The organism is Tatumella sp. JGM94, from assembly GCF_018257595.1.
GTDB classification, from domain to species: domain Bacteria; phylum Pseudomonadota; class Gammaproteobacteria; order Enterobacterales; family Enterobacteriaceae; genus Tatumella; species Tatumella punctata.
This window is the reverse complement of the sequence record NZ_JAERJN010000016.1, coordinates 18060-44406: the sequence shown is the minus strand read 5'-3', so window position 1 is coordinate 44406 and position 26347 is coordinate 18060. Positions and strand designations below refer to the sequence as shown.

Annotated in this window: 27 protein-coding genes; 17 read left to right on the top strand and 10 right to left on the bottom strand. The window is 51.5% G+C overall.

The genetic code is table 11. The features are described from left to right. Window positions 1–38: 38 nt before the first annotated feature. Together JK216_RS12380 and JK216_RS12375 are read left to right on the top strand one after the other, a co-directional pair. Window positions 39–662: a TIGR04211 family SH3 domain-containing protein gene (locus JK216_RS12380; RefSeq protein WP_212708548.1), complete on the top strand. Its 624-nt coding sequence runs from the start codon at window positions 39–41 to the stop codon at window positions 660–662. 102 nt (window positions 663–764) lie between these two features. Then, complete coding sequence (locus JK216_RS12375; RefSeq protein ID WP_212711744.1) at window positions 765–1982, top strand: multifunctional CCA addition/repair protein; 1218 nt, start codon at window positions 765–767, stop codon at window positions 1980–1982. A 74-nt stretch (window positions 1983–2056) separates the two neighbouring features. Here JK216_RS12375 and bacA read toward each other — a convergent pair whose 3' ends face one another. Continuing rightward, window positions 2057–2875, bottom strand: coding sequence for an undecaprenyl-diphosphate phosphatase (gene bacA, locus JK216_RS12370; RefSeq protein WP_212711743.1), 819 nt, complete (start codon window positions 2873–2875; stop codon window positions 2057–2059). A 212-nt stretch (window positions 2876–3087) separates the two neighbouring features. Next, window positions 3088–3447 carry a bifunctional dihydroneopterin aldolase/7,8-dihydroneopterin epimerase gene (gene folB / locus JK216_RS12365; protein ID WP_212708551.1) on the bottom strand — a complete coding sequence of 120 codons (360 nt, stop codon included), beginning with the start codon at window positions 3445–3447 and terminating at the stop codon, window positions 3088–3090. A 103-nt stretch (window positions 3448–3550) separates the two neighbouring features. Here folB and plsY point away from each other — a divergent pair, with 103 nt between their 5' ends. After that, window positions 3551–4168 (top strand): glycerol-3-phosphate 1-O-acyltransferase PlsY, encoded by a 618-nt coding sequence (gene plsY / locus JK216_RS12360; RefSeq protein ID WP_212708583.1) that lies wholly within the window; start codon window positions 3551–3553, stop codon window positions 4166–4168. Between the two features lie 32 nt (window positions 4169–4200). Here the strand turns inward: plsY and tsaD are convergent, their stop codons facing one another. Beyond that, window positions 4201–5220, bottom strand: a complete 1020-nt coding sequence (gene tsaD / locus JK216_RS12355) for a tRNA (adenosine(37)-N6)-threonylcarbamoyltransferase complex transferase subunit TsaD (RefSeq protein WP_212708552.1) — start codon at window positions 5218–5220, stop codon at window positions 4201–4203. A 282-nt stretch (window positions 5221–5502) separates the two neighbouring features. Between tsaD and rpsU the strand changes: the two genes are divergently transcribed. The 3 genes from rpsU (at window position 5503) to rpoD (ending at window position 9697) form a co-directional block, all read left to right on the top strand. Then, entirely contained in the window at window positions 5503–5718 is a 216-nt protein-coding gene (rpsU, locus tag JK216_RS12350; RefSeq protein WP_001144069.1) for a 30S ribosomal protein S21, read from the top strand. 116 nt (window positions 5719–5834) lie between these two features. Next, on the top strand, window positions 5835–7580 hold the full coding sequence (gene dnaG / locus JK216_RS12345; RefSeq protein WP_212708553.1) for a DNA primase: 1746 nt from the start codon (window positions 5835–5837) through the stop codon (window positions 7578–7580). A gap of 275 nt (window positions 7581–7855) precedes the next feature. After that, window positions 7856–9697 carry an RNA polymerase sigma factor RpoD gene (rpoD, locus tag JK216_RS12340; protein WP_212708554.1) on the top strand — a complete coding sequence of 614 codons (1842 nt, stop codon included), beginning with the start codon at window positions 7856–7858 and terminating at the stop codon, window positions 9695–9697. A 104-nt stretch (window positions 9698–9801) separates the two neighbouring features. Here rpoD and ulaR read toward each other — a convergent pair whose 3' ends face one another. Both ulaR and ulaG read right to left on the bottom strand, forming a co-directional pair. Next, the gene (gene ulaR, locus JK216_RS12335) at window positions 9802–10557 is read right to left on the bottom strand and encodes an HTH-type transcriptional regulator UlaR (protein ID WP_212708555.1); all 756 of its coding nucleotides are present in this window, start codon (window positions 10555–10557) and stop codon (window positions 9802–9804) included. A 107-nt stretch (window positions 10558–10664) separates the two neighbouring features. Continuing rightward, window positions 10665–11729 carry an L-ascorbate 6-phosphate lactonase gene (ulaG, locus tag JK216_RS12330; RefSeq protein WP_212710941.1) on the bottom strand — a complete coding sequence of 355 codons (1065 nt, stop codon included), beginning with the start codon at window positions 11727–11729 and terminating at the stop codon, window positions 10665–10667. 387 nt (window positions 11730–12116) lie between these two features. Here ulaG and ulaA point away from each other — a divergent pair, with 387 nt between their 5' ends. The 11 genes from ulaA (at window position 12117) to JK216_RS12275 (ending at window position 21344) form a co-directional block, all read left to right on the top strand. After that, window positions 12117–13493 carry a PTS ascorbate transporter subunit IIC gene (ulaA, locus tag JK216_RS12325; RefSeq protein WP_212711742.1) on the top strand — a complete coding sequence of 459 codons (1377 nt, stop codon included), beginning with the start codon at window positions 12117–12119 and terminating at the stop codon, window positions 13491–13493. A 33-nt stretch (window positions 13494–13526) separates the two neighbouring features. Continuing rightward, window positions 13527–13856: a PTS ascorbate transporter subunit IIB gene (gene ulaB, locus JK216_RS12320; RefSeq protein ID WP_212711741.1), complete on the top strand. Its 330-nt coding sequence runs from the start codon at window positions 13527–13529 to the stop codon at window positions 13854–13856. Then, window positions 13843–14313, top strand: coding sequence for a PTS ascorbate transporter subunit IIA (ulaC, locus tag JK216_RS12315; protein WP_212711740.1), 471 nt, complete (start codon window positions 13843–13845; stop codon window positions 14311–14313). Before ulaB ends, ulaC begins: the two co-directional genes overlap by 14 nt. A 12-nt stretch (window positions 14314–14325) precedes the next feature. After that, window positions 14326–14982 carry a 3-keto-L-gulonate-6-phosphate decarboxylase UlaD gene (locus tag JK216_RS12310; protein WP_212711739.1) on the top strand — a complete coding sequence of 219 codons (657 nt, stop codon included), beginning with the start codon at window positions 14326–14328 and terminating at the stop codon, window positions 14980–14982. A gap of 9 nt (window positions 14983–14991) precedes the next feature. Continuing rightward, the gene (locus JK216_RS12305; protein WP_212711738.1) at window positions 14992–15849 is read left to right on the top strand and encodes an L-ribulose-5-phosphate 3-epimerase; all 858 of its coding nucleotides are present in this window, start codon (window positions 14992–14994) and stop codon (window positions 15847–15849) included. 7 nt (window positions 15850–15856) lie between these two features. Beyond that, window positions 15857–16540: an L-ribulose-5-phosphate 4-epimerase gene (locus JK216_RS12300; protein WP_212710953.1), complete on the top strand. Its 684-nt coding sequence runs from the start codon at window positions 15857–15859 to the stop codon at window positions 16538–16540. Between the two features lie 285 nt (window positions 16541–16825). Next, a complete protein-coding gene (locus JK216_RS12295; protein ID WP_249213117.1) occupies window positions 16826–17638 on the top strand; it encodes a DeoR/GlpR family DNA-binding transcription regulator in 813 nt (270 codons plus the stop codon). After that, on the top strand, window positions 17622–18260 hold the full coding sequence (locus tag JK216_RS12290; protein ID WP_212711737.1) for an aldolase: 639 nt from the start codon (window positions 17622–17624) through the stop codon (window positions 18258–18260). The genes JK216_RS12295 and JK216_RS12290 overlap by 17 nt, the downstream gene beginning before the upstream one ends. Window positions 18261–18302: 42 nt before the next feature. Further along, entirely contained in the window at window positions 18303–19001 is a 699-nt protein-coding gene (locus JK216_RS12285) for a substrate-binding domain-containing protein (RefSeq protein ID WP_212711736.1), read from the top strand. 192 nt (window positions 19002–19193) lie between these two features. After that, window positions 19194–20465 (top strand): 3-oxo-tetronate kinase, encoded by a 1272-nt coding sequence (otnK, locus tag JK216_RS12280; RefSeq protein WP_212711735.1) that lies wholly within the window; start codon window positions 19194–19196, stop codon window positions 20463–20465. Window positions 20466–20582: 117 nt separating this feature from the next. After that, the gene (locus JK216_RS12275) at window positions 20583–21344 is read left to right on the top strand and encodes a hypothetical protein (RefSeq protein WP_212711734.1); all 762 of its coding nucleotides are present in this window, start codon (window positions 20583–20585) and stop codon (window positions 21342–21344) included. A 50-nt stretch (window positions 21345–21394) separates the two neighbouring features. Here JK216_RS12275 and JK216_RS12270 read toward each other — a convergent pair whose 3' ends face one another. The 5 genes from JK216_RS12270 to JK216_RS12250 all read right to left on the bottom strand — a co-directional run bounded on the left by JK216_RS12270 (window position 21395) and on the right by JK216_RS12250 (window position 26127). Continuing rightward, window positions 21395–22027, bottom strand: coding sequence for a glutathione S-transferase family protein (locus tag JK216_RS12270; RefSeq protein ID WP_212708566.1), 633 nt, complete (start codon window positions 22025–22027; stop codon window positions 21395–21397). Between the two features lie 127 nt (window positions 22028–22154). Then, window positions 22155–23396, bottom strand: coding sequence for an LVIVD repeat-containing protein (locus tag JK216_RS12265; RefSeq protein WP_212711733.1), 1242 nt, complete (start codon window positions 23394–23396; stop codon window positions 22155–22157). A gap of 10 nt (window positions 23397–23406) precedes the next feature. Next, window positions 23407–24471, bottom strand: coding sequence for a sugar ABC transporter substrate-binding protein (locus JK216_RS12260; RefSeq protein WP_212710948.1), 1065 nt, complete (start codon window positions 24469–24471; stop codon window positions 23407–23409). 217 nt (window positions 24472–24688) lie between these two features. Beyond that, complete coding sequence (locus tag JK216_RS12255) at window positions 24689–25132, bottom strand: hypothetical protein (protein WP_212708569.1); 444 nt, start codon at window positions 25130–25132, stop codon at window positions 24689–24691. Window positions 25133–25452: 320 nt separating this feature from the next. After that, window positions 25453–26127 (bottom strand): YecA family protein, encoded by a 675-nt coding sequence (locus tag JK216_RS12250; protein WP_212708570.1) that lies wholly within the window; start codon window positions 26125–26127, stop codon window positions 25453–25455. Window positions 26128–26347: the final 220 nt, after the last annotated feature.

Below are 26347 nucleotides of genomic sequence, written 5' to 3'. Positions count from 1 at the left end.
ATTAAATTTACCCATATACTATGCAAAAACGACGTCTAATGAATAAACTTACACGCACTGGCCTTTTTTTCCTGGCTTTCAGTAGTATAGCCCCTGCGGTTCATGCTGATACTACCCGTTACATTTCCGATGAACTGTCAACCTGGGTACGCAGTGGTCCCGGTGACCAGTATCGCCTGGTCGGTAAACTGAATGCCGGTGAACAAGTAACACTGCTGCAGTCCAGCCCGGACACTAAGTATGCTGAAATCCGCGACTCCCAGGGCCGTACTAACTGGATCCCCCTGTCTCAGCTGAGTGAAACCCCCAGTCTGCGTACTCAGGTACCGCAGTTGCAACAACAGGTAAAAGATCTCACTGATAAGCTGGCGAATATTGATACCAGCTGGAATCAGCGTACTGCCGATATGCAGAAAAAGGTAGCGGGCAGTGACGGAGCAATTAACACACTGAAACAGGAAAATCAGAACCTGAAGAATGCACTGATTGTGGCACAGAAAAAAGTCGATGCCGCTAATGTTCAGTTGGATGACAAGCAACGTGCGATTATCATGCAATGGTTTATGTATGGCGGTGGTGTAATGGGACTGGGGCTATTAATCGGTCTGTTACTGCCACGTATGATGCCACGCCGTAAAAGTAACGATCGCTGGATGCGCTGACTGCTGGCCGGGACGTCCCGGAATTTACTGTTCTGTACAGCCGCTTCCGCCAGCTAATCTCAGCCGTATGCGGGAACGACGGAGAAACACAGGAGTGATACAGTGAAAACATATCTGGTCGGTGGTGCCGTCCGCGATGCCATGCTTAATCTGCCGGTCAAAGATCGGGACTGGGTGGTGGTCGGTGCCACGCCGCAGGCGCTGCTGTCTGAAGGCTATCAGCAGGCTGGCCGGGATTTCCCGGTTTTTTTACATCCCGACAGTCATGAAGAGTATGCCCTTGCCCGCACCGAGAAAAAAGCCGGCCACGGCTATACGGGATTTACGACCTGTTTCTCCCCGGATGTCACCCTGAAAGAAGATTTGCAGCGGCGCGACCTGACGATTAACGCCATGGCTCAGGACAGCCACGGGGAAATCATTGACCCCTGGCACGGCCAGCGGGATCTGCAGCAGCGTCTGTTGCGCCATGTTTCTCCTGCCTTTGTTGATGACCCGCTGCGGGTATTGCGGGTCGCCCGATTCGCCGCCCGTTTTGCCGACCTGGGATTTACGATTGCAGAAGAGACCATGGCGCTGATGACACAACTCTCCGACAGCGGAGAATTGCAACATCTGACCGCCGAGCGGGTCTGGAAAGAAACAGAAAAAGCCCTGACTGTCCGGCAACCGGAAGTGTATTTCCGGGTGTTACGCCAGTGCGGTGCTCTGAAAGTATTATTTCCGGAGCTGGATAATCTGTTCGGGGTCCCTGCGCCGGTCAAATGGCATCCGGAAATCGATACCGGTATCCATAGTCTGATGACACTGGCTATGGCTGCCAGACTGACAGAAGACCCGGCCATCCGTTTTTCTGCCCTGTTTCATGATGCCGGTAAAGCACTGACGCCGGAAGCACTGCTGCCGTCTCATCCCGGCCACGGCATTGCCGGTTTACCGCTAGTAACCGCCCTGTGCCTGCGTCTGAAAGTGCCTAATCACTTCCGCGATCTGGCATTAGTCATCACCGAGTTTCATGATGTGATTCATACCGTCCAGCGTCAGCCGGCAGAGAACATTATCCGTCTGTTTGACCGGATTGATGTATGGCGGAAACCGGAGCGGCTTGAACAACTGACGATTGCCAGCGAAGCAGATGCCCGCGGACGTAAAGGGCTGACGGAGCAGCAATATCCACAGGCGATGTTTATCAGAGAGTTATATAATCTGGCTGCCGCAGTTCCCGTCACCGACATCGTCAGAGCGGGTTTTAAAGGCCCCGATATTCGTCATGAGCTGACCCGGCGACGTATTCAGGCCATTCGCCCTTCCTGTCCATAAATATCAGCTCAGTGGTGCAACGCAGCCATACACGCCGTACGGGGACGGTAATCGGTCCCCGTACGGCTGCGCTGTCAGGTAAAAATAAAATAGACTACTGCTGCAAGAATAAAGCGATAGATAGCAAACGGCACAAACGAAATGCGTTTTATCAGTTCAAGGAAAACTTTAATTGCCACCAATGCCACCAGAAAAGCGACGATAAACCCGGTAGCAAACATAGGTATATCACTCAGGGTCAGGAAACCCAGGCTCTTGTAGAGATCCAGCGCTGTTGCTCCCATCATCATCGGCACCGCCAGCAGAAACGAAAATTCGGACGCCGCAAAGCGGCTGATCCCCATCAGCATCCCTCCGGAAATGGTCGCTCCTGAGCGTGAAAACCCCGGCCATAAGGCCAGACACTGGAAACAGCCAATCATAAACGCCTGCCGGTAAGTGATATCATCCAGGCCAACGGACTTCGGTTGTTTTGGTTTAAAGTACTCGGCCAGTAACAGCAGAATGCCACCGGCGATTAAGGCATACATCACATTCAGCGGTGTAAACAGGGACTTTATCCGGTCATGTAATATCAATCCCAGCACTACCGCGGGGATCATCCCCAGCAGAATATGGATCAGTGTCAGGTGTCCGTTTCCCCTGCCCTGGTGGGGGACTTTACCGAAATGAATCCCTATCAGGCCAAATAACCGGCGCCAGAACATAACCACCACCGCCAGAATAGACCCCAACTGAATAACCACTTCAAAAGTATCCGCAGTTTTACCCTCGAATCCCAGTAAGTAGCCGACAATAATCATATGACCGGTCGAAGAAACTGGTAAAAACTCAGTCAGCCCCTCAACCATCCCCAGAATAGCCGCGATCAACAGGTGATGCATATCCGCCATCAAAATACCCTCTCCAAATCCACCCGATAAAAACACCACAATTGCTCATCCGGACACGGACGATATCCGTCAGTCGTTATATCGTCTGCGGGGCTGTGGCCGGTCTGTTGCGTACAACAGATAATCCCGGTCAGCAAGCGCCCGGACGTAAAGACAATTAATACTCTGGTCGGGTTTCATTTTGATGGCAATTATTTAATACCAGTTACTGGTTATTTAGGAATAACGCCACGTTCGATACGTACACCGACCTGACTCGCCTGAGCCACTGCCCCCGGCTTACTCACCTTTATTCTGACGCCTTCCAGAGCAAAACGACGGATCAGTAACTCAGCAACTTCTTCTGCCACCCGTTCTACCAGCGCAAAACGCTGTCCCTGTAAGTGCTGTAATACCGCATCAGAGACATCTGCATAACTCAGACAATCTGCCACATCGTCACTCTTTGCCGCCTGCCGGTTATCCCAGGCCATCTCAATATCCAGTAACAATTTCTGCCGGATTGTCTGTTCCCAGTCATAGGCGCCGATGGTGGTAAATACTGTCAGTTGTTCAATAAAGACTATATCCATGATGCTACTCTCTGTGTTTTTACGGTTATCAGATACCACTTCCGCTGCTTTATGCGTATTATCCAGTCAGCAACCCAAACAACGGACAGGTATGGACGGTATTATGACAGTAATCGCGGCGGGTATGATCCTTTTTGCGTATCTTTGCGGCTCCGTTTCCGGCGCAATATTGCTGTGCAAAATCTGCGGTTATCCGGATCCACGTACCCGGGGTTCCGGTAATCCGGGGGCGACCAATATTTTGCGCGTCGGCGGAAAACTGGCAGCCGTTGCTGTATTACTGTTTGATGTATTTAAAGGGATGTTACCGGTGTGGCTGGCGTACACACTGCATGTTTCGCCCTTTTATCTCGGCCTGACGGCGATCGCTGCCTGCCTCGGTCATATTTATCCGTTGTTTTTCAATTTTCAGGGCGGGAAAGGCGTGGCAACCGCTCTCGGCGCCATAGCACCGATCGGCTGGGACTTGACAGGACTGATGATGGGGACATGGATATTGACGGTATTACTCAGTGGTTATTCATCGCTGGGGGCAATTATCAGTGCCCTGATAGCCCCGTTTTATGTGTGGTGGTTCAAGCCGCAATTCACGTTTCCGGTCTCAATGCTTTCCTGTCTGATCCTGCTGCGACATCATGACAATATCCAGCGGTTATGGCGCGGACGGGAGCATCGCTTGTGGAAACGTCGCTCCCGGCATCGCTCCTCAGACCAGCAGTAAACCAGCCATTCTCTGCGGCTGGTCTGACACTGTCACTGAGCCAGCGGAGGTAATTCCGATAACGGCCAGCGCGGACGTACAGTAATCCCTAAATCGCTGTCAAAGCCGCCTTTAAAACGCACCATACCTGCATAGGCAATCATTGCCCCGTTGTCCGTACAAAATGCCGGGCGCGCATAGAACACTTCGCCTCCCCGCTGCTGCATCATCTCTGCCATCCGCGCACGTAACGTCTTATTGGCGCTGACGCCGCCGGCAATCACCAGTTTGCTGAATCCGGTCTGCTGCAACGCGCGTTTACATTTGATCATTAACGTATCCACTACCGCATCTTCAAAAGCCCGCGCGATATCTGCTCTGGTCTGTGCATCGTCATCATGTTTACGGATAGTATTAGCCGCAAAGGTTTTCAGGCCGGAAAAACTGAAATCCAGCCCCGGACGATCGGTCATCGGTCGAGGGAAAGTAAAACGCCCGGCTTCGCCTTCAGCTGCCATTCGGGATAATAAAGGACCGCCCGGGTAATCCAGCCCCAGTAATTTTGCAGTCTTATCAAATGCCTCACCGGCCGCGTCATCAATTGACTCCCCCAGCAGCTGGTACTCTCCGATACCAGTGACACTGATTAACTGGGTATGTCCCCCGGAAACCAGCAATGCCACAAACGGAAATTCCGGTGGGTTATCTTCCAGCATCGGTGCCAGTAAGTGCCCTTCCATATGGTGGACAGGAATTGCCGGCACCTGCCATGCAAGTGCCAGGGAACGCCCGATGGTTGCTCCGACCATCAAAGCACCGACCAGTCCCGGGCCAGCGGTATAGGCGACAGCATCAATATCTTTACCGCTTAATCCGGCCTCAGCCAGTGCTGCACGGATTAAAGGCACCGTTTTACGGACATGATCGCGCGATGCCAGCTCCGGCACAACACCACCGTAATCGGCATGTAAGCTGACCTGGCTATACAACTGGTTAGCCAGCAGACCGGATTCATCGTCATAAATTGCAATTCCGGTTTCATCGCAAGACGTTTCAATACCCAAAACTCGCATCACACTCACCTCTGATTTCGCCGCGGGAGTGTACCACAGCTAATAATTCTGGCCTACGCCGCAGGATTTCATTAAAAAGATTTTTTACCGGCCAAAGAATAGGCTATACTCCGCGGTCTGAAAAAAACCGGCAACCACAGCGCCGTTAAGCGCTTTGTTGGTTTGAAATTGTTCATGGTGCTTTACAAGCCAGCTACCGCTGGAGTAAAATACTGCACCATTTTGAAATAAGCTGGCGCTGCAGCCAGCTGCACAAATCGAATTTATCGAGGTGAGAGTTACATGCCGGTAATTAAAGTACGTGAAAACGAGCCTTTCGACGTAGCACTGCGTCGCTTCAAGCGTTCCTGTGAAAAAGCAGGCGTTCTGGCTGAAGTTCGTCGTCGTGAGTTTTATGAAAAACCAACGACCGAACGTAAGCGCGCTAAAGCGTCTGCTGTTAAGCGTCACGCCAAGAAACTGGCTCGCGAAAACGCACGCCGCACTCGTCTGTACTAATTTGTCCGGGAGCCCGCTCCCCCGCGTGTTAAACGCAGACTGAGTAAAGTGAAAGGCCGTGCTTTCCGAAAGGAAGCGCGGCTTGTTGTCGTTTATAAGCTAAAGATCCGGAGTCTATGGCTGGGAAAATACCGCGTATATTTATCAATGACTTGCTTGCACGCACGGACATCGTGGACCTTATTGATGCCCGCGTTAAGCTGAAAAAGCAAGGCAAGAATTATCACGCCTGTTGCCCTTTCCATAACGAAAAAACGCCGTCTTTTACTGTGAACGGTGACAAACAGTTTTACCACTGCTTCGGCTGTGGTGCCCATGGTAACGCTATCGATTTTCTGATGAACTTTGACCGTCTGGAGTTTGTCGAAACTATCGAAGAGCTGGCAACCATGAACGGGCTGGAAGTTCCCTACGAAAGCGGTAGCGGCGACACCCCGATGGAACGACATCAGCGCCAGAGCCTGTATCAGCTGATGGACGGACTGAACCAGTTTTATCAGACATCGTTAACACAACCACAGGCTGAACCGGCCCGGCAATATATTCACAGCCGCGGACTGAGTCAGCAGGTGACAGAAAACTTTGCCATTGGTTATGCCCCTCCCGGCTGGGACAACGTCCTCAAACGTTTTGGCAAAAATCAGGATGACAAACAGTCCCTGATTGATGCCGGTATGCTGGTAACCAATGACAACGGCCGGAGTTACGACCGTTTTCGCGACCGGGTCATGTTTCCTATCCGCGATAAACGCGGCAGAGTGATCGGGTTTGGTGGCCGGGTATTGGGTAACGATACCCCAAAATACCTGAACTCTCCTGAAACATCGATTTTTCATAAAGGACGTCAGTTATACGGACTTTATGAGGTGACCAGGGCCCACAACCAGCCAGCGAAACTGTTGGTGGTTGAAGGTTATATGGACGTTGTGGCACTGGCACAGTTTGGTATCGATTATGCGGTTGCCTCACTAGGCACCTCAACAACCAGTGAACATATCCAGCTGCTGTTCAGAAACACCGACACTGTTATTTGTTGTTATGACGGTGACAGAGCAGGACGCGATGCGGCATGGCGGGCACTGGAAACGGCCCTGCCCTATATTACCGATGGCCGTCAGTTACGTTTTATGTTCCTGCCGGACGGTGAAGACCCGGACACGCTGGTACGCAAAGAGGGCAAGCAAGCCTTTGAACAGCGGATGGAACAGGCCGTTCCCCTGTCAGACTTTATGTTTGATAACCTGCTGCCGCAGGTCGACCTGAGTACCCGTGACGGGAAAGCCCGTCTGAGTACTCTGGCACTGCCACTGATTAGCCAGATCCCGGGCGAAACACTGCGTATTTATTTACGCCAGGCTCTGGGCAACAAACTGGGGATCCTTGATGACCGCCAGCTGGAAAAATTACTGCCGGCGCGGGCTGACACCAGACCGGCTGTCGCATCACCGGTCATGAAAAAAACCACCATGCGTATTCTGGTGGCGTTATTACTGCAAAATCCGGCCCTGGCAGAAAAAGTGCCTTCTCTTGAAGGATTACAGGAAACAGGGATCGCCGGACTGCCGTTGTTTGCTGAGCTGGTACAGTACTGTAAAGCGCACCCTGGTCTGACCACTGCCCAGTTACTGGAAAACTATCGCGATACAAAAATGGCTCAGTCCCTTGAAAGTCTGGCGATCTGGAACCACATGATAGTTGATGACGAAGCTGACGCGGTGTTCAGTGATTCGTTAGCCAGTATTTACGATTCTGCCCTGGAACAACGGCTTGAACAGCTGATTGCCAGGGATCGAACTCAGGGATTGAACAGTGAACAGCGGCGTGAGTTACAGTCACTACTGACCGCGCTGGCGAAAAAATAAGATTAAGGTGACCGGCGGCAGTACGGCCCGGTGACCCCAGGTTACAAATGTAAATCCTGACGAAAAATGCGCCAGTTTCTACAGAGAGTGCCGGGTTCCGGTATAATGAAACCCGAATGATGACAAAAAGATTACCCGCGGCTTAATTGCCGATTACTGAGGGCAGATGCCCATTGCTGCGATGAAGGCCGCAGCCACTGAAACGCCTTTACTGTTATTTGCCGGCTACCCCCGGCAAACACCAATCTCATTAACAGAAGTGTGGATACCGTCTTATGGAGCAAAACCCGCAGTCACAGCTGAAGCTACTTGTCACCCGTGGTAAGGAGCAAGGCTATCTGACCTATGCTGAGGTCAATGACCATCTGCCGGAAGATATTGTCGACTCCGATCAGATTGAAGACATCATTCAGATGATCAACGACATGGGTATTCAGGTCGTTGAAGAAGCGCCTGATGCCGATGATCTGATGCTGAATGAAAACAGTTCCGATACTGATGAAGATGCAGCAGAAGCCGCCGCGCAGGTGCTGTCCAGCGTGGAATCTGAAATTGGCCGGACCACTGATCCTGTCCGCATGTATATGCGTGAAATGGGGACGGTAGAACTGCTGACCCGTGAAGGCGAAATTGATATTGCCAAGCGCATTGAAGATGGTATCAACCAGGTTCAGTGCTCGGTCGCAGAATACCCGGAAGCCATCACTTATCTGCTGGAACAGTACGACAGAGTCGAAGCCGGAGAAGCACGTCTCTCCGATATCATTACCGGTTTTGTCGATCCGAATGCCGAAGAAGATATGGCACCGACAGCAACCCACGTCGGGTCTGAATTGTCTGAAGAAGATCGTGATGATGACGACGAAGATGACGACGAAGATGACGACAGTTCAGATGACGATAACTCTATCGATCCTGAACTGGCCCGTGAAAAATTTGCTGAATTACGCACCCAGTACGAAATCACCCGTACGGTGATTAAAAGTAAAAGTCGCAGTCATGCTGATGCGATTGCAGAAATCCAGAATCTTTCTGAAGTGTTTAAGCAATTCCGCTTAGTACCGAAACAGTTTGATTATCTGGTTAACAACATGCGCCAGATGATGGATCGTGTCCGTGGTCAGGAACGTGCCATTATGAGGCTGTGTGTTGAAATCTGCAAAATGCCGAAGAAAAACTTCATCACCCTGTTCACCGGCAACGAAACGAATAACAGCTGGTTTAAAGCAGCCCTGGCACTGAAAAAACCATGGTCTGAAAAACTGCAGGACGTCGAAGAAGATGTCGAACGCGGTCTGCATAAGCTGTCCATGGTGGAAGAAGAAACCGGACTGACCATCGAGCAGGTTAAAGATATCAACCGCCGTATGTCTATCGGTGAAGCAAAAGCCCGCCGTGCGAAGAAAGAGATGGTGGAAGCTAACCTTCGTCTGGTTATTTCGATTGCGAAAAAATACACCAACCGTGGTCTGCAGTTCCTGGATCTGATTCAGGAAGGTAACATCGGTCTGATGAAAGCCGTTGATAAGTTTGAATATCGTCGCGGTTACAAGTTCTCGACCTATGCAACCTGGTGGATCCGTCAGGCAATCACCCGTTCAATTGCAGACCAGGCCAGAACTATCCGTATTCCGGTGCATATGATCGAAACCATCAACAAACTGAACCGTATTTCGCGTCAGATGTTGCAGGAAATGGGGCGTGAGCCGTCACCGGAAGAACTGGCAGAGCGGATGCTGATGCCGGAAGATAAAATCCGTAAGGTGCTGAAAATCGCTAAAGAGCCGATCTCGATGGAAACACCGATCGGTGATGATGAAGATTCACATCTCGGCGACTTTATCGAAGATACCACTCTGGAACTGCCGCTGGATTCTGCGACTTCAGAAAGCCTGCGCTCAGCGACCCACGATGTCCTGGCCGGACTGACTGCCCGTGAAGCGAAAGTACTGCGGATGCGTTTTGGTATCGATATGAATACCGACCATACACTGGAAGAAGTCGGTAAACAGTTTGACGTGACCCGTGAACGTATCCGTCAGATTGAAGCCAAAGCCCTGCGTAAATTACGTCATCCGAGCCGCTCAGAAGTACTGCGCAGCTTCCTGGATGACTGACAAACGTCTGCGGTACGCTAAATAACAGAAGCCTCATCTTACGGATGAGGCTTTTTTTTGGCTGTGTCCCGGAGCCCTTCGCTGCCATGCCCGTGGCTAAATCATCAGACCAGCTTTACCTCAACGCCGGCCGAGCGGAGCTGCCCGATCACTGCCGGGTCAGCCTGCTTCCCGGTAATAACAATATCAATATCTGCTGCGCGGCTGAACAGCATCCCTGCCCGCTGGCCGATTTTACTGCTGTCCACCAGCACGACCAGCTTGCCAACATAGTGCCGTACTTTCTGCTCACTCATCGCACTGAGCATATCCGTTTTATATAATCCGTCGCTGGTCAGGCCGACACCACTGGTAAACATCCAGTGACCGGCATACAGGTCAGCTTCGCTGCTCTGCGGAGCCAGAGTTATCGACTGCTGCTTATTATACTGGCCGCCAATAATTACCACCCGTTCATGTTCATGTTCTATCAGGTAATTGGCCAGTGGCAGATAGTTGGTGATCACCTGAATATCTTTACCGCACAGTTCACGGCCCAGCAAAAAGGCGGTCGAGCCGCAGTTAATCACCACGCTCTCTCCGGGCTGACACAGGGCCGCCGCCGCGGCAGTAATCCGTATTTTTTCGTCCAGATGACTGACCTGTTGAATATTCAGCGGGCTCCATAACTGACGAGATACATTCAGCACCTCGGCACCGTTACGCACTTTACGTAATTGCCCGTTATCATTCAGTTTATTGATATCACGCCGCGCAGTTGCCGGCGAAATATCAAAGGCAGCGATCAAATCGGCGACAGAAATTTGCCGCTGAGTATGTAACAACTCAAGGATGGCATGGTGCCGCTGGGACTCAGTCATGGACATTCCGTTACAAGATAAAACATCAGCAGTGGATTATAGGCGCACAGTCTGATTATTAATATCATTTTGCTGCAGAAGTGCGCACCATAAATCGCCCTGTGGTTTTACAGGAAGGCTTTAAAAGGCAGGTCAGGCTCAAGGGTAAAACAGTCATCGAAACCACGGGGATAGTGATACTCAAGGTTATCCTTATCTGTCGGCCAGGTAAACTTACCACCGACCTGCCAGATAAAAGGTTTAAAATGGTACTGAAGCCGGTGTCGTCTCATTTCCCACAGGCTGAGTATTTCCTTAGGGTCCGCCTGGAAATTTGACCAGATATCATGGTGTACCGGAATCACAACCTGTGCCTTAAGGGACTCCGCCATACGTAATATATCGACACTGGTCATTTTATCCGTCACACCACGCGGATTTTCACCGAAGGAGCCCAGCGCAACATCAATCGGGAAGCGGTTACCGTGACTGGCATAATAATTTGAATAGTGAGAATCGCCACTGTGGTACAGCGTCCCGGCCGGCGTTTCAAACAGATAATTAACCGCCCGCTGATCCATCCCTGCCGGTAATACCCCGGCAGCTGCCTGTCCTTCCGGTAGGGTAATCAGTGCGGTACGATCGAACGCATCCAGCACAATAATCCGTGTATCTCTGAGGGTAATAATATCGCCCGGCACCACTGCATGGCATCGTTCACGCGGCACCCCCCAGCCAGTCCAGATATCAACGCAGGACTGCGGTCCGATAAAGGGCACATCCTCTGCACAATTCTGCATTACCGCTGCCGCAACATTAACGTCAATATGATCGTTATGGTCATGGGTGGCTAATACGGCATCCAGCTGCCGGATAGCAAAGGGATCCATAACAAAAGGCGCCGTCCGCAGGTTAGGTTGCAGGGCTAACCCGCCGGCCATCCGCTGCATCTGATGACCGGCTTTCATCAGAGGATTACTGTGTGTCTGTTTACCGGTCCCGCACCAGAAATCAACACACAGATTAGTACCTGCGTCTGATTTCAGCCATATCCCGGTACACCCCAGCCACCAGATGGCAAAAGTGCCGCTGACAACCTCTGTCTGTTCTATTTCCTCATTCAGCCAGCATCCCCACTCCGGGAAGGTGCTAAGTAGCCAGGATTCACGGCTGATTGATGTTATTTTACTCATCATATTCTCTCCATCCTTTGACGACAACAATCAAAATAATCATAAACAATCACAGAGAATTCAAATTACCACCGTTCATCTGTCTTCTCAATATGAAAAAATCGCTTTTTATACTCTCCGTTACGCTGAAATTAACTGCATATATAACAATAACTTTTAAATAAATGCAGCCGAAAAAACAACAATATACAGTGCATTCATATAATTAAATAATATCCAGTGAAGAGGATCACAAATAATCAAAATCAATCTTTTTGTGACGTTTTATGATTGTTATGGTGAAGGCTCCCTGAGTAAGCCGTTCGGGATAATAAAACTCAGGCAACCGTATCGGCACGGTTTGCCCGTCAGTATTCGCGCTCTGTAAGCAATGCTTTGGAGATCCGTATGGAAACGCTTTATACCCTGTTCACTGTTTTTTTTAACCAGGTGATGACCAATCCGCCACTACTGCTGGGCCTGGTCACCTTACTGGGCTATTTACTGCTGCGTAAAAGCGCCACGGTAATCATTAAAGGTACACTGAAAACAATTATCGGTTTTATGTTATTGCAGGCGGGCTCAGGCATTCTGACCAGTACCTTTAAGCCGGTTGTCAGTAAACTGTCAGAGGTCTATCAGATTAACGGTGCAATATCAGACACCTATGCATCAATGATGACAGTAATAGACCGAATGGATACCGCCTACAGCTGGGTCGGTTATGCGGTTTTACTGGCGCTGGCGCTCAATATTTTATATGTACTACTGAAACGGCTGACGGGTATCAGAACTATCATGCTGTCAGGACATATTATGTTCCAGCAGGTCGGATTGATTGCCGTATTCTTTTATCTGTCCGGTTACAGCATGTGGACCACCGTTATCTGTAGTGCGGTACTGACTTCCCTCTACTGGGGGATCACCGCCAATATGATGTACCTCCCGACCCAGTCCGTGACCGACAATAGCGGATTTTCCATTGGCCACCAGCAGCAGTTTGCCTCATGGATTGCCTGCAAACTGGCCCCCTGCCTGGGTAAAAAACAGGACAGTGTCGAGAAGCTTTCTCTGCCCGGCTGGCTGAATATTTTCCATGACAACATAGTGTCAACCGCCATTGTGATGACACTGTTTTTTGGCGCGATCCTGCTCTCTTTCGGCTTAACCACCCTGCAGGCTATGGCGGGCAGCACCCACTGGACCCTTTATATCCTGCAGACCGGGCTGATGTTTGCCGTCGCGATTTTTATCATTGTGCAGGGCGTGCGCATGTTTGTCGCCGAGCTCACTGAAGCCTTTAACGGTATCTCACAGCGCCTGATTCCGGGGGCGGTGTTAGCCATCGATTGTGCTGCTATCTACAGCTTTGCGCCTAACGCAGTGGTATGGGGTTTTATGTGGGGCACCATCGGCCAGCTGATTGCCGTCGGTATTCTGGTGCTGCTGCAGTCTCCTATCATGATTATCCCCGGGTTTATTCCGATGTTCTTTTCAAATGCCACAATCGGCGTATTTGCTAATCACTATGGGGGCTGGCGGGCGGCACTTAAAATTTGCCTGGTGATGGGAATGATAGAAATCTTTGGTTGTGTCTGGGCGATAAAACTGACCGGACTGGATGCCTGGATGGGCATGGCAGACTGGTCAATTCTGGCGCCACCGTTAATGCAGGGATTAAGCTCCGGGCTCTGGTTTATGGGCGTGGTACTGATTATCGCTGCCTTATATATGTACTTTGCCGGCCGAAGCCTGCGTGCTGAAGAACGTGCCGCAGGCCGATAGCCATCAGTACCCTCACCACAGGAGAACACTTATATGACAGTAAGAATTCTGGCAGTGTGCGGTTGCGGACAGGGAAGCTCAATGATCATGAAGATGAAAGTTGATCAGTTTCTCACGCTTCAGCAGGTAGACCATAGCGTAAACAGCTGTGCTGTCGGTGAATATAAATCAGAGCTCAGTCAGGCAGATATTATTCTTGCCTCTACACATATTGCCGGTGAAATCAGTGTCAGCGGTAATAAACATGTTATCGAGGTACGAAATATGCTGTCTGCTGAAGATTTCGGCCCCAAACTGATGGCTGTTATTCGTCAGCACTTTCCTGGCGACCTCTCAGGAGCAACTGCTGATGAAGCTAAGTGATTCTCTGCGGGATAATAACAGCATCCGCCTGCAGGCCGAAGCCGAAGACTGGCAACAGGCCATCAGGATCGGCACCGATCTGCTGGTGGATGCAGGGGTGGTCGGATCGGAATATTTTCCGGCGATCCTCTCGGCGGTCAGTAAGTACGGCCCCTATTTCCTGCTTGCTCCCGGCCTGGCAATGCCCCATGCCCGTCCCGAGGAGGGTGTATTACGGACCGGGTTTGCCTTAGTCACCCTGAAAAACCCGGTCTGCTTTGGCGACGAGGATAACGATCCGATCGATATCCTGATCACCCTGGCGGCCGTTGATGCCCATACTCACCAGCAGGTCGGAATACTTCAGGTCGTACAGCTATTCGACGATCCTGATAATTTTCAGCGTTTACGTGACTGCCGCCACCCGCAGCAGGTACTTGATCTGATCCATCAAACCTCAGTGACCCGCGAACAATAAGGAGTGCCGGCCATGGAATGTCAGCGACCTCTGCTGCAAATCGCACTGGATAATTTAACCCTCGATCAGGCATTTGCTACCACCCGTCTGATTGCCAGTGAAGTCGATATTATCGAAATTGGTACCATTTTATGTGTCAGTGAAGGTGTACGTGCAGTGCGGGAAATAAAAGCACTCTATCCCGGCCATATCGTGCTGGCCGATGCCAAAATTGCCGATGCCGGAAAAATACTCTCAGAAATGTGTTTTCAGGCCAGTGCAGACTGGATCACTGTCATTTGCTGCGCTGATATCAATACGGTGAAAGGTGCTCTGCAGGTGGCACAACAGTATAACGGTGATGTCCAGATAGAACTCACCGGCAGCTGGCAAATATCTCAGGCCTCTGGCTGGTACGATGCCGGTATCCGCCAGCTGGTATACCACCGCAGTCGTGATGCTCAGGCAGCAGGCGTAAACTGGAGCGATCAGGACCTGGCTATCCTGCAACAACTCTGTGATATGGGCTTTAAACTCACCATCACAGGCGGACTGGAGGCTGACGACCTGCCCCTGTTCAGGCATCTGCCGATCCATGCATTTATTGCCGGACGCAGTATCCGTGATGCCAGTGATCCTGTCGCCGCTGCCCGGCGGTTCCGGCAGCAAATTCATCAGCTCTGGGGCTAAGGAGCCAGTATGTCACCGTCAGAAAAAGTGCTGCTCGGTATTTACGAAAAAGCCCTGCCGCCCGATGAAAACTGGCCACAACGCCTCGGACTTGCCGCAGAACTGGGATTTGATTTTGTCGAAATGTCGATAGATGAAACTGACCAGCGACTGGCCCGCCTCCACTGGAGTGATAAGCAGCGCCTGGCACTGACAGAGGCGGTACTGACCAGCGGTATCCGTGTCTCTTCCCTCTGTCTCAGCGCCCACCGGCGTTTTCCTCTGGGCAGCGAAGACGACAGCATCCGGCGTCAGGCACTACAGATTATGCAGCAAGCCATCCGGCTGGCACAGGATACCGGAATACGGGTTATCCAGCTGGCCGGCTACGATGAGTACTACCAGCAAAGTAATGCCTGTACCCGTCAGCGATTCCGTGACGGTCTGTCACTGGCGATGGAAATGGCCAGCAGAGCACAGGTTACCCTGGCGATGGAAATTATGGATACCGGTCTGATGAACTCGGTCAGCAAAGCCCTCGGTTATAGCCATTATTTGAATAACCCCTGGTTCCAGCTATACCCTGATATCGGCAATTTATCGGCCTGGGATAATGATGTCGAGCTGGAGCTGACGGCTGCGACTGGCCACATTGTGGGTGTACATGTGAAAGACACCCGCCGCGGGGAATTTAAAAACGTTCCGTTCGGCCAGGGTATCGTGGATTTCGAACAATGCTTTCGCACCCTGCACACTAATGGTTATCGCGGCCCCTATCTGATCGAAATGTGGAGCGGCAGCGGAGAAAACCCGCGCCAGCAGGTGTCTGCCGCCCGCTGCCAGGTACTGGAAAAAATGCGCCTGGCGGGCTTGCCGGCCGGAGGATAAACCGATGCTGACACAATTAAAGCAACAAGTCTGTGAAGCCAATCTGCAACTGCCGGCCCATCAACTGGTGACCTTCAGTTGGGGCAATGTCAGTGCCATCGACCGGCAAAGTGGTCTGATGGTGATAAAACCCAGCGGAGTTGCCTATGAAAAACTGCGTCCGGAAGATATGGTGGTGGTTGAGCCCGACGGCTATTATCATGGTCCTTTGCGCCCGTCTTCAGACACAGCAACTCATCTGGCGCTCTACCGGCAATACCCGGAACTGGGGGGGATTGTCCATACCCATTCAACCTACGCCACTGCATGGGCACAGGCGATGCGTCCGGTGCCGGTATTAGGTACCACCCACGCAGATTATTTTTATGGTGAAATTCCCTGTACCCGTCAGTTGAAAGCAGAAGAAGTCAGCCATGACTATGAACGTAATACGGGTGAAGTGATCATCCATACCCTGCAGGATCGTCCGCCGATGCAGGTACCGGCAGTTATCGTTGCCCAGCATGGTCCTTTTTGCTGGGGATCGGATGCTGCAGAAGCGGTACATAATGCAGTCGTCCTTGAAGAAGTTGCCAGACTGGCATGGCTCAGTTGTCAGCTGAAGCCACAACCTGAAGTTATCCCCCCCTATCTGCAGGATAAACACTTCAAGCGTAAACATGGTAAACATGCTTACTACGGACAGGGGTGAGTTTCTGACCTGCGGGGCCCTGTCCGGCGTCCGGGACAGGGCCTCTTCCGCCCTGACGGCTATATAACCCGTTCTGCTTCACCTGCTCGCCAGTAAAAATTTCACAATATTATGTGAAAAATAAAATCCATCATAAAAATAAAAAATACATTTATATTCATAATATTATATTTAAATTGTCGTCATAACCTGTTTTTCATTTTTGTGATTCAGCAACTTTTATTGTGAAATTGTTATCCGTAAACTATTTCCATGACATAAAAAATAACCAGAGAGTAGCGAATCATGGCGATGGGATTAACTGCGAATGAACGCCGGGATTTTATCTATCGTTATGCCCATGAAAATCAGATCGCACTCTATGAGGAGCTGGCATCACTGCTGAATGTCTCCCATATGACTATCCGCCGTGATGTACAACTGATGGAACAGGAAGGGAAAGTCCGGCGGGTTAACGGGGGAATTCGCCTCAGTGTCTTACTGCATCAGGAACTGCCTTATCAGGACAAGTCCTGTCTGAATCACCGGCTCAAAAAAGAGCTGGGTAAATGTTCAGTCACTCGGATTTCTGAGGGCAGTATTATTTACCTCGATGCAGGGACGACCACTTTCGAAATTGCCTGCTGTATTCCGCCTGATTTTCGTCTGACTGTCGTCACTAATGACTTTTCGATCAGCCAGCTGCTGATGTCGAATCCGGCCACAGACCTCTACCATGTCGGCGGCAGAGTCGATAAACGTAACCTTTCCTGTGTCGGTTTCAGCGCTGCCAGCTTTATTAAAACACTGAATATTGACCTGGCCTTTCTCAGCGCCAGTTCATGGGATCTGACCCACGGTATATCGACGCCCTATGAAGAGAAAGCCGTAGTAAAACAGACCGTTATTTCTGTCTCAAATAAAAATATCCTCGTCTCTGACAGCAGTAAATATGGAAAGTACGGTTTTTACACTGTCTGTCCCCTAACGGCTCTGGATGAAATTATTACGGATTCGGTTTCCGGTGAATGTAAACAAAGTCTGCTGGATATCCGCTCACCGAAAATCACCTTTATCGATATATTCCGGGATAAAAGAAGTTATGAAAGACGAAAATAAACTACGCGAAGAAATATGTCTCACCGGTGAACGATTATTTAGCCGGGGTTATACGGTCGGCTCTTCCGGTAATATCAGTGCATGCTTTGATGATGGCTGGTTAATTACACCGACCGATGCCTGTCTGGGCACTCTGGACCCGGCCGATATTGCCAAAGTCAGCTCCGACGGAGAATGGCTGACGGGTAACAAACCTTCCAAGACCCTGTTATTACATAAAGGTGTATATCAGCATAATCCTGCTACCCGCAGCGTACTGCATACCCACTCAAACGCACTGGTATTACTGACACTGCAGGGCGTCTGGTCTGCGGAAGCGATCCTGCCGCCCATCACCCCCTATCAGGTGATGAAAGTCGGAAAAATACCGTTGATTGACTACCGGTATCCCGGCTCACCGGAAGTGGCGACAATCGTGGCCGGGCTGGCTGCAACAGTGAAAGGGGTTATGCTGGCAAGACTCGGCCCGGTGATCTGGGGGAACAGTGTTTCTCAGGCCTGCGATATCCTGGAAGAATTAGAGGAAACAGCCCGGCTATGGGTCGCCACCCGACGCCAGGCCGATCCTCTGCCACCGCAGGCAATTCAGGAACTGACCGAAAAATTTGCATGTCACTGGTAATTCACCGCTTATTGCCGGAACACACAGGCGCAGGTAAATAAAATGACAAGGTTATCTCCTTTGACACTGTACAGTGCACTGGTTGTTCGCTCTCCGTTTGACGACGGATTACTGGAAGGTTATCGCCGCCGGTTTGGCGACCTCTGCATCCACTGGAACCCGACCAGCGTATTAATGGAAAATATCGCAAACGGCCAGCTCTGTGACCTGGTGATCGTGACCGATCCGGCCATGGAGCAGCTGATTGCTCAGGGAATTGCTGATCCGGCAACCCGCAGACCATTAGTGGTTTCCCGCATCGGGTTTGCCGTCAGAAAAGGCGCGCCTCACGTTGATGTCTCTGACCGTGAACAACTGATAAAAACACTTCGTGCCGCGCGCTCACTCTGCTATTCCACCGGCGGAGCCAGCGGTATACATTTTAAAACCGTACTACAGATGCTGGGGATCGAACAGGAAATTGACGCTAAAGCCTGCCCGATCGCGGAGGGTTTTACCGCAGAAAAACTTCTCAGCGGTGATGCGGATCTTGCTATCCAGCAAGTCAGCGAACTGCTGGCGGTGCCGGGCGTAGAGATCACCGGCGACCTGCCCGCTGATCTGCAAAAAAGTACCTCGTTTTCTATTGCCCGGAGCTTTCACTCTGAACATCAGCAACAGGCCGCAGCACTGACAGAGATAGTCACTTCACCAGACGCCGCCGCCAGATATGAAAAGTTCGGTCTGCAAAGCCAGAATTAATCACTATATCGCAGACAGATCTGCAGGCTGAAACGACCACCGGCTGCCAGCCTGTCCGGGGGCTACTTCCGCGAAAACGGTAACCGGCCTGCCGGGTTTTAGCCATCAGATAGCCTCCTGCGCCAGTTTCGGTGGCAACAGCCGCCACGTTAACCACAGAGTCCGGCTCACGCGGGACAAACGGAGCGCCTTATGTTGATTGGAGTAATAGCAGATGATTTCACCGGCGCCAGCGACATTGGCGTCACCCTGACAACAGGGCTGCCGGAAGAAGGTGGCCTGCGCACAGCATTATATATCGGGGTGCCTGAGCAGGCGGCAGATCCACAGATCGGTGCCGGGGTTATTGCGTTGAAAAGCCGTTCACTGCCTGCCAGCGAAGCTATCGCCCTGTCATTACAGGCCTGCGACTGGCTGCTGGCCAGCGGATGCCGGCAAATTGTATTTAAATATTGTTCCACCTTTGATTCCACCCCTCAGGGCAATATTGGCCCGGTGGCCGAGGCCCTGGCCCGTAAACTCGGTACCGGCGGCGTGGTGGTATGTCCTTCATTTCCGGCAATGAAACGTACGCTCTATCAGGGACACTTGTTTGTCAATGATCAGTTGCTGAATGAATCAGGGATGGAAAACCACCCCCTGACCCCGATGACCGATGCGGATATTCGTCGTGTACTGGCGAGACAGTCGCAGCATCCACAGGGATATATCAGCTGGCAACAGGTACAACAAGGCAGCGATGAAATCAGCCGCCAATTAAAGCGACTGGCTGAGCAGCAGATCGGTCTGGTGGTGGTGGATGCGATCACTGATCAGGACTTACTGCAGATTGCCGGGGCCTGTGCCGATGCACCGCTGCTGACCGGAGCATCGGCTATTGCCCGCGGCCTGCCGCATAATTTTATTCGTCGTGGTGAAACGGCAGGCGAAATTGCTCCGCAGTTCAGTGTGAGCGGTAAAGGTGTGATTCTGGCAGGCAGTTGTTCACGCACCACATTACGCCAGATTGACTACCACCGGCAGCAATATGCCGTACTGCCTCTGGATGTTGAGCAAATTATCCGCGGCGACACCGACACCGCAGAACTGCTGAAATTCGTCGATGATAATCAGCAAAAATATCCCCTGATTTATACTTCAGGAGATCCGGCGCAGGTTACGGCGTTACAGCAGTATTATGGCCGCGAAAAAGTGTCTCAGGCGATTGAACAATTTTTCGCGGCTCTGGCGGTACAGCTGGTCGGGGCCGGTGTACGGCGTCTGGTAGTCGGCGGCGGAGAAACATCCGGGGCGATTGTCAGTGGCCTGGGCATTGAAAGTCTGGTTATCGGTGCCGAACTCAGTACCGGCGTCCCGGCATTACGGGTAAAACAGGGACAAATAACCCTCGGACTGGCCTTAAAATCAGGTAATTTTGGTGATGAGGCCTTTTTCTCCCGTGCACTGGCCAGACTGACAGCATAAACACACCGCAAATAGCGGTTCCGTATCCCCGCGGTGCGGAGCCGCACCAGCCCCTCCTCTCAGTCACTGTGTTATCCTGCCCGCTGTTTCCGGATATCAGCTTCAGGATAATCACCAATGATGTTCAGCACCTTCCGGCAGGCAATAATGGACTTTACCCCGTCGCCTGCACGCCAGTTACCTGATAACTTTTTACTCAGCCGTGAAGGCAGGCTGACCGAATACTATATTCCGTTCGACTACCTTAACCCTGCTGCACGTCTCGTGCTGGTGGGCATTACCCCCGGCTATCAGCAGTGGCTGCATGCGGTAACAGCCGCACACCAGGCGCTGAAAAACGGAGCGACTGATCAGCAGGCATTATATCTTGCCAAACAGCAAGGAGCCTTCAGTGGTGCGATCCGTAATAATCTGACGCAGTTACTGGACGCGATTGGCTTATCTGGCTGGCTGGGTATCACGTCCTGCAGCTCATTATTCAGCGATCACCTATCTTTAGTGCACTTCACTTCCCTGTTTAATCAGCCGGTATTTATCGATGGTAAAAATTACAATAACACGCCCTCTTTCCGTCACTCCCCTTTACTGCAGCACAGTATCGAACGCGGGTTTGCAGCCGAAGCCCGCCAGTTGCCTGATGCGGTTTTTGTCCCTTTAGGCCCGGTGGCTAGCGCCGGGGTTGAATGGCTGGTTCAGCAGCAACAGATTGATCCGGCGAAAATCCTGACCGGCTTACCCCATCCTTCCGGGGCCAACAGCGAAAGGATCCATTATTTTCTGGGTAAAAAAACACGTGACACACTATCACGGCACACCAACCCGCAAGCTCTGGATCTGGCAAGGGAAAAACTGATAACAAAAGTGGCAAAACTGCGCTGAAATATCGTGCCGGCTGCCACCGGCACACCGGCACACCGGCAAGTAAGCAGTTATCCGCCAACAGGTCCGGCATCCAGCGCCAGCGCCTGCTGCAGGGAAGGTAACGCCGATAATGTCTGCAGATAAGTATCAATCGCCGGATACAGGCCGTCGATCATTCCCCGTTTGTGCAGTAACAGCAGCACCCAGCCAATCATAAAATCAGCGCCCGTCAGCTGCTCACCGGTAATATAACGGCGGCCACTCAGTTGCTGATTTACATAACTGAACACTTTATTAAATTCATTATTCGCGTAATTCTCTGTCCAGCGCAGTTCGGTTCCGGCAGCCGTTTCGAAACTATTAAACAGACGTAACAGTACCGGGACCATTGCCGAGCTTTCCGCAAAATGGATCCACTCATAGTATTCGGCATACTGCGGGCTGCCGGCCGGCGGACGCAGGCCAGGGGCAAAACGTTCGATCAGTAACTCGATAATCGCGCCTGACTCGCTGATAATCTGCCCGTCAAGCTCAATCACCGGGGATTTGCCCAGCGGGTGTACTTTCTTAAGAGATTCCGGGGCCAGCTGCGTCACAGCATCACGCTGATAATAAATAACCTGATGGGGGATCTTTGCTTCCAGCAATAACCAGTGGACGCGGAAAGAACGGGAATCATTCAGATGGTGTAAGGTAATCATACTGTTTCCATTCACTCACTCTGGCTGCCGCAGAATGCAGCAGCGACAGACCTTATACTAGCATAAAGGTCTGTGGTGCAATTCGTTAGCCGGATGCGGATACCGCCAGTACCTGCCGCCGCTCCCCTTAGCCAGAGTATTCAATAATCGATAATCCGGCATTGTAGTCAGTGCTGTAAATGATCCCCTGAGCATCAACAAACACATCACAGGACTGGATGACTTTCGGCCTTCCCGGCCGGGTATCCATCATTTTTTGCGGTGCGGCCGGAACCAGGGCTGCGGTCTCTTCCGGACGGTAAGGATCACTGATGTCATAGGCCCGGACGCCGGCATTCTGATAGGTGGCAAAAATCAGCGTTGAACTGATAAAACTGCCCGGCCGGTTTTCATGCAAATTATGCGGGCCAAAATGTGCCCCTTTAGCAATATAATCGGCTTCGCCGGGCTGCGGAAAGGTAGAAATATTCACCGGATTGGACGGGTCACGGATATCGAACAACCAGATAAACTTTTCACCATCCTGCTGTTTATCCAGCACGGCTTCATCCAGAACCACCAGCAAATTCCGCTCCGGCAGGGGTAACGCCGTATGGGTACCGCCGCCAAACGGCGGGCTCCAGTTACGGTGGCTGAGCAGCTTCGGAGCACTGCGATCCTTAATATCAAGGATGGTCAGGCCTCCGTCACGCCAGCTACCATAGGCCGTATCCCCGCTGATAATCGCATGGTGAAGGGCATAGCGTTTACCTTCCGGCCAGTCAGGCACTTCCCCGGCCTGCTGATTCATACCCGGCAACCACCATTTTCCGGCGACTACCGGCTTGCGCGGATCCGCCAGGTCAATGGTCAGGAAAATATAATCGGTAAAACCGTCAATCAGTGCCGATACATAGGCCCAGCGTCCGCCGATATACCAGATACGGTGAATACCGATCCCGTTCAGAGGCAAAAAGCTGATTTCACGGGGCTGTTGCGGCACAGAAATATCGAAAACACGTAATCCGGCACTCCAGCCATGCTGTTCAATATCGCTGACCGTATCTCCGACCTGACGAGTGTAATACACTTTCTCATCGGCGAAACGGGTATCCGCAAACAGGTCACGGGCGTTGATCACCAGCAACAGATCATCATGGGTCTGTAGATGTATATTCCAGGTACCCGGCGGTGCTGCTACATAATTAACGGTTTTCGGCTGCCGGGGATCCCGGACATCCACCACCGAAAATCCTCCCGAGACCATATGTCCGATATACGCAAAACCGCGATGCACCATCAGCTGAACCCCGTCAGGACGCCCTCCCTGATCACTGTGACCGATCAGCCGCATATTGCGGCTGTATTCCGGTTGCGGTAATGCGCTCATTATCTCTGCCTTATTTCGCTTTCGCTTCGAGGGTAGCGAACCATGGTGCAACGAAATCATTGGTGGTGCCCCAGCCGGGGATAATTTTTGGCAGGCTGGCCATATTCACATCACCGCTCTGCTGGTTCAGCAACGCCTGAGATACGGCATCGGCCTTAAATTCATAAGTGGCCGGGGTGGGTTCTCCGGCTATTTTCAGGGCAACCAGCCGCACGTTAGTCGCGCCAATCAGCTGCGGATCAACCGCTGCCGTCATCTGCCACGGACTGTTTTTACTGTGCATCATCTGTAAATCCTGGTTAGAAATATCGATGCTATACAGTTTGATCTCTGTCCGGCCATTTTCCTGTAATGCTTTATAAGCTCCCTGACTGAAGGCATCCCATGACCCCCAGATAGCGTCAATTTTACCTTTCGGGTATTTCGCCAGGATAGCACCGACTTTATTCGCGGTATCACCCTGCACATCGGTAGACACTGCCCCCAGAGATTCCAGCTGTGTGATCCCCGGGTTCTTTTTCAGTAGCTGCTGGTACTCTTTCTCACGACGGTCCATCGGCGGGAACCCGGCAACCCACAGTTTCACAATATTTGCTTTCCCGTGAAAATCTTTTACCAGTTGCCCGAAAGACATATCCGTCAGTGAAGCATCATCCTGGCGGGTAACGGTCACTGCCGGAATATTGTCCGGTACGGCAGTATCAAACACCGACACCGCAATCCCTGCATCGGTAATACGTTTTACCAGATCGTCTGAATAGGGTGCACGTCCCTGGGAGAGAATAATGCCGTCATATTTCTGGATAATTGCCTGATTCACAAAGTCCTGGAAACGGGCATCGTCACCATTACTCAGGAAAGTATTCACTTTGAAGCCCAGTTTTCTGGCCTGCTTAATTGCACCGGCCAGAAACTGGGTCGTGTTATCGTCAGATCCCAGGTTACGGATCACAGCAATACGCACCGGACCATGGTGGTTTGCCAGTGCTGCCGGTAAAGGTGCCATGACATCCGCGAAAACCGGTGTACTGCCCAGTAAACTCAGTGCCAGTAAAGAGAGTGCTATCTTTTTCATGTTGTGCCCCGAAATGCCCGCCTGTGAACAGGCTGATTATTTTAATTTCTGTAACTGCTGCTTTGTCTGTCCTGCCTGACCCCCGCCATTGTCCCGGCGGGCATATATCCTTCTAAACAGATATCCATCTGGATGTCTGGACGTCATATTACATAATCCCTTACCTGCTGGCTACCGTCATCCGTATCCCTGTAAAAAATTTCTCCGGCGGAGATCTTCAGGGCTGATAACGGATCCGGACGATACCCAGATGGTGGGCCATTTCCCGCAGAAACACAAAATAGCAAAACTCAGCAATCTCCGGTTCAGTCAGGGGGAATGGCCCGTAAGACAGCCGATCTGTCAGCTGATTAAATGCCGACTCTATTGCCTGTGGCGTAATATCATCGCTGCCCGCCAGCCAGCGCTGACAAACGCGGTGCAGCAGCATATCGCTGCTAATGGCATGGAGGTTGCCCGGCAGTATTTTCCCCTGTGATTCAAGGATTTCTTCTGTCCTGTAAATCAGCGTCTCCACAGCCAGCGCATCTGCCTGCCCGGCAGAAAACAGGCCATCTCCCGCCTGCTGATAACCGCCTTTTAGCACTGACAGCACCGTATCCTGCGGATGATAAAAAGTAACTGACTGTGCAGACACCGAAAAAAAATACGCTGACATCATGTGTTCTCCTGATCTCTGAAAAATGTTTTATCGGATAGTGACATTACCAATATACCGGTCACCGCCCTGCGGACGATGTGTTTATGAGCTGACAACAGACGCAGTAACAGCATAAATGAATAACAGATCGACGGGGAAAGTGCAGAGCAATCAACAGACCAGCCAGTGATCATTTGCCGGGATTTGATCGCCTGATGGCAAAGACAAAAATACAACAGCCACCGCCCCTGTTATTTCAGGGAACGGTGGCTGTCAGGGGGATATCCGCCGGGCAGTCAGTAATTAAACAAACACCCGCAGCAATCAGTCAGTGGTATGGATCAATGCAGGCAGCATTGTTTAAATTTCTTACCACTGCCACACGGACAAGGATCATTACGTCCGGCGGTAACTTCAGCAATAAAGGGCTGACTGACGACTTGCGGCGGGTGGTCTGTACGTAACGCCAGCCAGTAGTTATACAGAGCCAGTGCTGACGGTGTGATAATCTCAATCGCGGCGTCATACTCTTCGGGGGTCAGGGTTTCCAGCCGGTCGAAGTTCTCTTCTTTACCATGCAAAGCAATCGCTTCAAAGGCAGGTTGCAGGCTTTCCGGCAGTTCAGGCCAGCGGCCAAGTGCAACGCCACGCATATAGCCAAAACACCATTCTTCAACAATGGTGAACTCCTGACCTTCCATCTCTCTGACCCCAAACAATGGTTCAAACTGATCCTGATATTCGGTCAGACGCTGGTCAATATCGTCCATATGCTGGAAAGTCAGCGTCATAAAGCGCTCCATTTCCCGCTCAGAACGCCAGCGCGGCACTTTATCTGCCCCGCCCCATACGGCGACCAGCCACTGATCAGGTTCAGCCATCACCGGTCCGGACAGAATTGCCGTCAGCAGCCCATCCAGCCCCGAAACATCCAGCACTGAAGTTTCATCGCCATATTTCATGAAGATATCATCCAGCCATTCAAGCTCTTTCTCTGTCAGGGGGCCCTGTGTCATTGCGTATTACCTCTTCTCTGCAACCGGTGATATACCGGTATCGGCTAATCGGTAATTATAACAGCAGACACTCGCCATGAGTCGATTTGTCGACCGTCACGCTTCACAGTTGGCCACTTTCCTGGCGTATCACCCGACCATCATCACCCCGCGGCTCATCCGTGGCTGCGCAGGTCCGGCAAGTCAGAGCAACGCCGGCGGCGGCCTCCGCTTCCGGAAT

Coding starts and splice junctions, on each gene's coding strand:
- JK216_RS12270 (WP_212708566.1), bottom strand. CDS start 22,027: ATGATTACCTTACACCATCTGAATGATTCCCGTTCTTTCCGCGTCCAC.
- JK216_RS12275 (WP_212711734.1), top strand. CDS start 20,583: ATGATGTTCAGCACCTTCCGGCAGGCAATAATGGACTTTACCCCGTCG.
- JK216_RS12250 (WP_212708570.1), bottom strand. CDS start 26,127: ATGACACAGGGCCCCCTGACAGAGAAAGAGCTTGAATGGCTGGATGAT.
- ulaG (WP_212710941.1), bottom strand. CDS start 11,729: ATGAGTAAAATAACATCAATCAGCCGTGAATCCTGGCTACTTAGCACC.
- plsY (WP_212708583.1), top strand. CDS start 3,551: ATGACAGTAATCGCGGCGGGTATGATCCTTTTTGCGTATCTTTGCGGC.
- JK216_RS12290 (WP_212711737.1), top strand. CDS start 17,622: ATGAAAGACGAAAATAAACTACGCGAAGAAATATGTCTCACCGGTGAA.
- JK216_RS12295 (WP_249213117.1), top strand. CDS start 16,826: ATGGCGATGGGATTAACTGCGAATGAACGCCGGGATTTTATCTATCGT.
- ulaA (WP_212711742.1), top strand. CDS start 12,117: ATGGAAACGCTTTATACCCTGTTCACTGTTTTTTTTAACCAGGTGATG.
- JK216_RS12255 (WP_212708569.1), bottom strand. CDS start 25,132: ATGATGTCAGCGTATTTTTTTTCGGTGTCTGCACAGTCAGTTACTTTT.
- bacA (WP_212711743.1), bottom strand. CDS start 2,875: ATGGCGGATATGCATCACCTGTTGATCGCGGCTATTCTGGGGATGGTT.
- JK216_RS12260 (WP_212710948.1), bottom strand. CDS start 24,471: ATGAAAAAGATAGCACTCTCTTTACTGGCACTGAGTTTACTGGGCAGT.
- folB (WP_212708551.1), bottom strand. CDS start 3,447: ATGGATATAGTCTTTATTGAACAACTGACAGTATTTACCACCATCGGC.
- JK216_RS12380 (WP_212708548.1), top strand. CDS start 39: ATGAATAAACTTACACGCACTGGCCTTTTTTTCCTGGCTTTCAGTAGT.
- JK216_RS12285 (WP_212711736.1), top strand. CDS start 18,303: ATGACAAGGTTATCTCCTTTGACACTGTACAGTGCACTGGTTGTTCGC.
- rpoD (WP_212708554.1), top strand. CDS start 7,856: ATGGAGCAAAACCCGCAGTCACAGCTGAAGCTACTTGTCACCCGTGGT.
- tsaD (WP_212708552.1), bottom strand. CDS start 5,220: ATGCGAGTTTTGGGTATTGAAACGTCTTGCGATGAAACCGGAATTGCA.
- ulaB (WP_212711741.1), top strand. CDS start 13,527: ATGACAGTAAGAATTCTGGCAGTGTGCGGTTGCGGACAGGGAAGCTCA.
- JK216_RS12310 (WP_212711739.1), top strand. CDS start 14,326: ATGGAATGTCAGCGACCTCTGCTGCAAATCGCACTGGATAATTTAACC.
- otnK (WP_212711735.1), top strand. CDS start 19,194: ATGTTGATTGGAGTAATAGCAGATGATTTCACCGGCGCCAGCGACATT.
- dnaG (WP_212708553.1), top strand. CDS start 5,835: ATGGCTGGGAAAATACCGCGTATATTTATCAATGACTTGCTTGCACGC.
- JK216_RS12265 (WP_212711733.1), bottom strand. CDS start 23,396: ATGAGCGCATTACCGCAACCGGAATACAGCCGCAATATGCGGCTGATC.
- ulaC (WP_212711740.1), top strand. CDS start 13,843: ATGAAGCTAAGTGATTCTCTGCGGGATAATAACAGCATCCGCCTGCAG.
- rpsU (WP_001144069.1), top strand. CDS start 5,503: ATGCCGGTAATTAAAGTACGTGAAAACGAGCCTTTCGACGTAGCACTG.
- JK216_RS12305 (WP_212711738.1), top strand. CDS start 14,992: ATGTCACCGTCAGAAAAAGTGCTGCTCGGTATTTACGAAAAAGCCCTG.
- ulaR (WP_212708555.1), bottom strand. CDS start 10,557: ATGACTGAGTCCCAGCGGCACCATGCCATCCTTGAGTTGTTACATACT.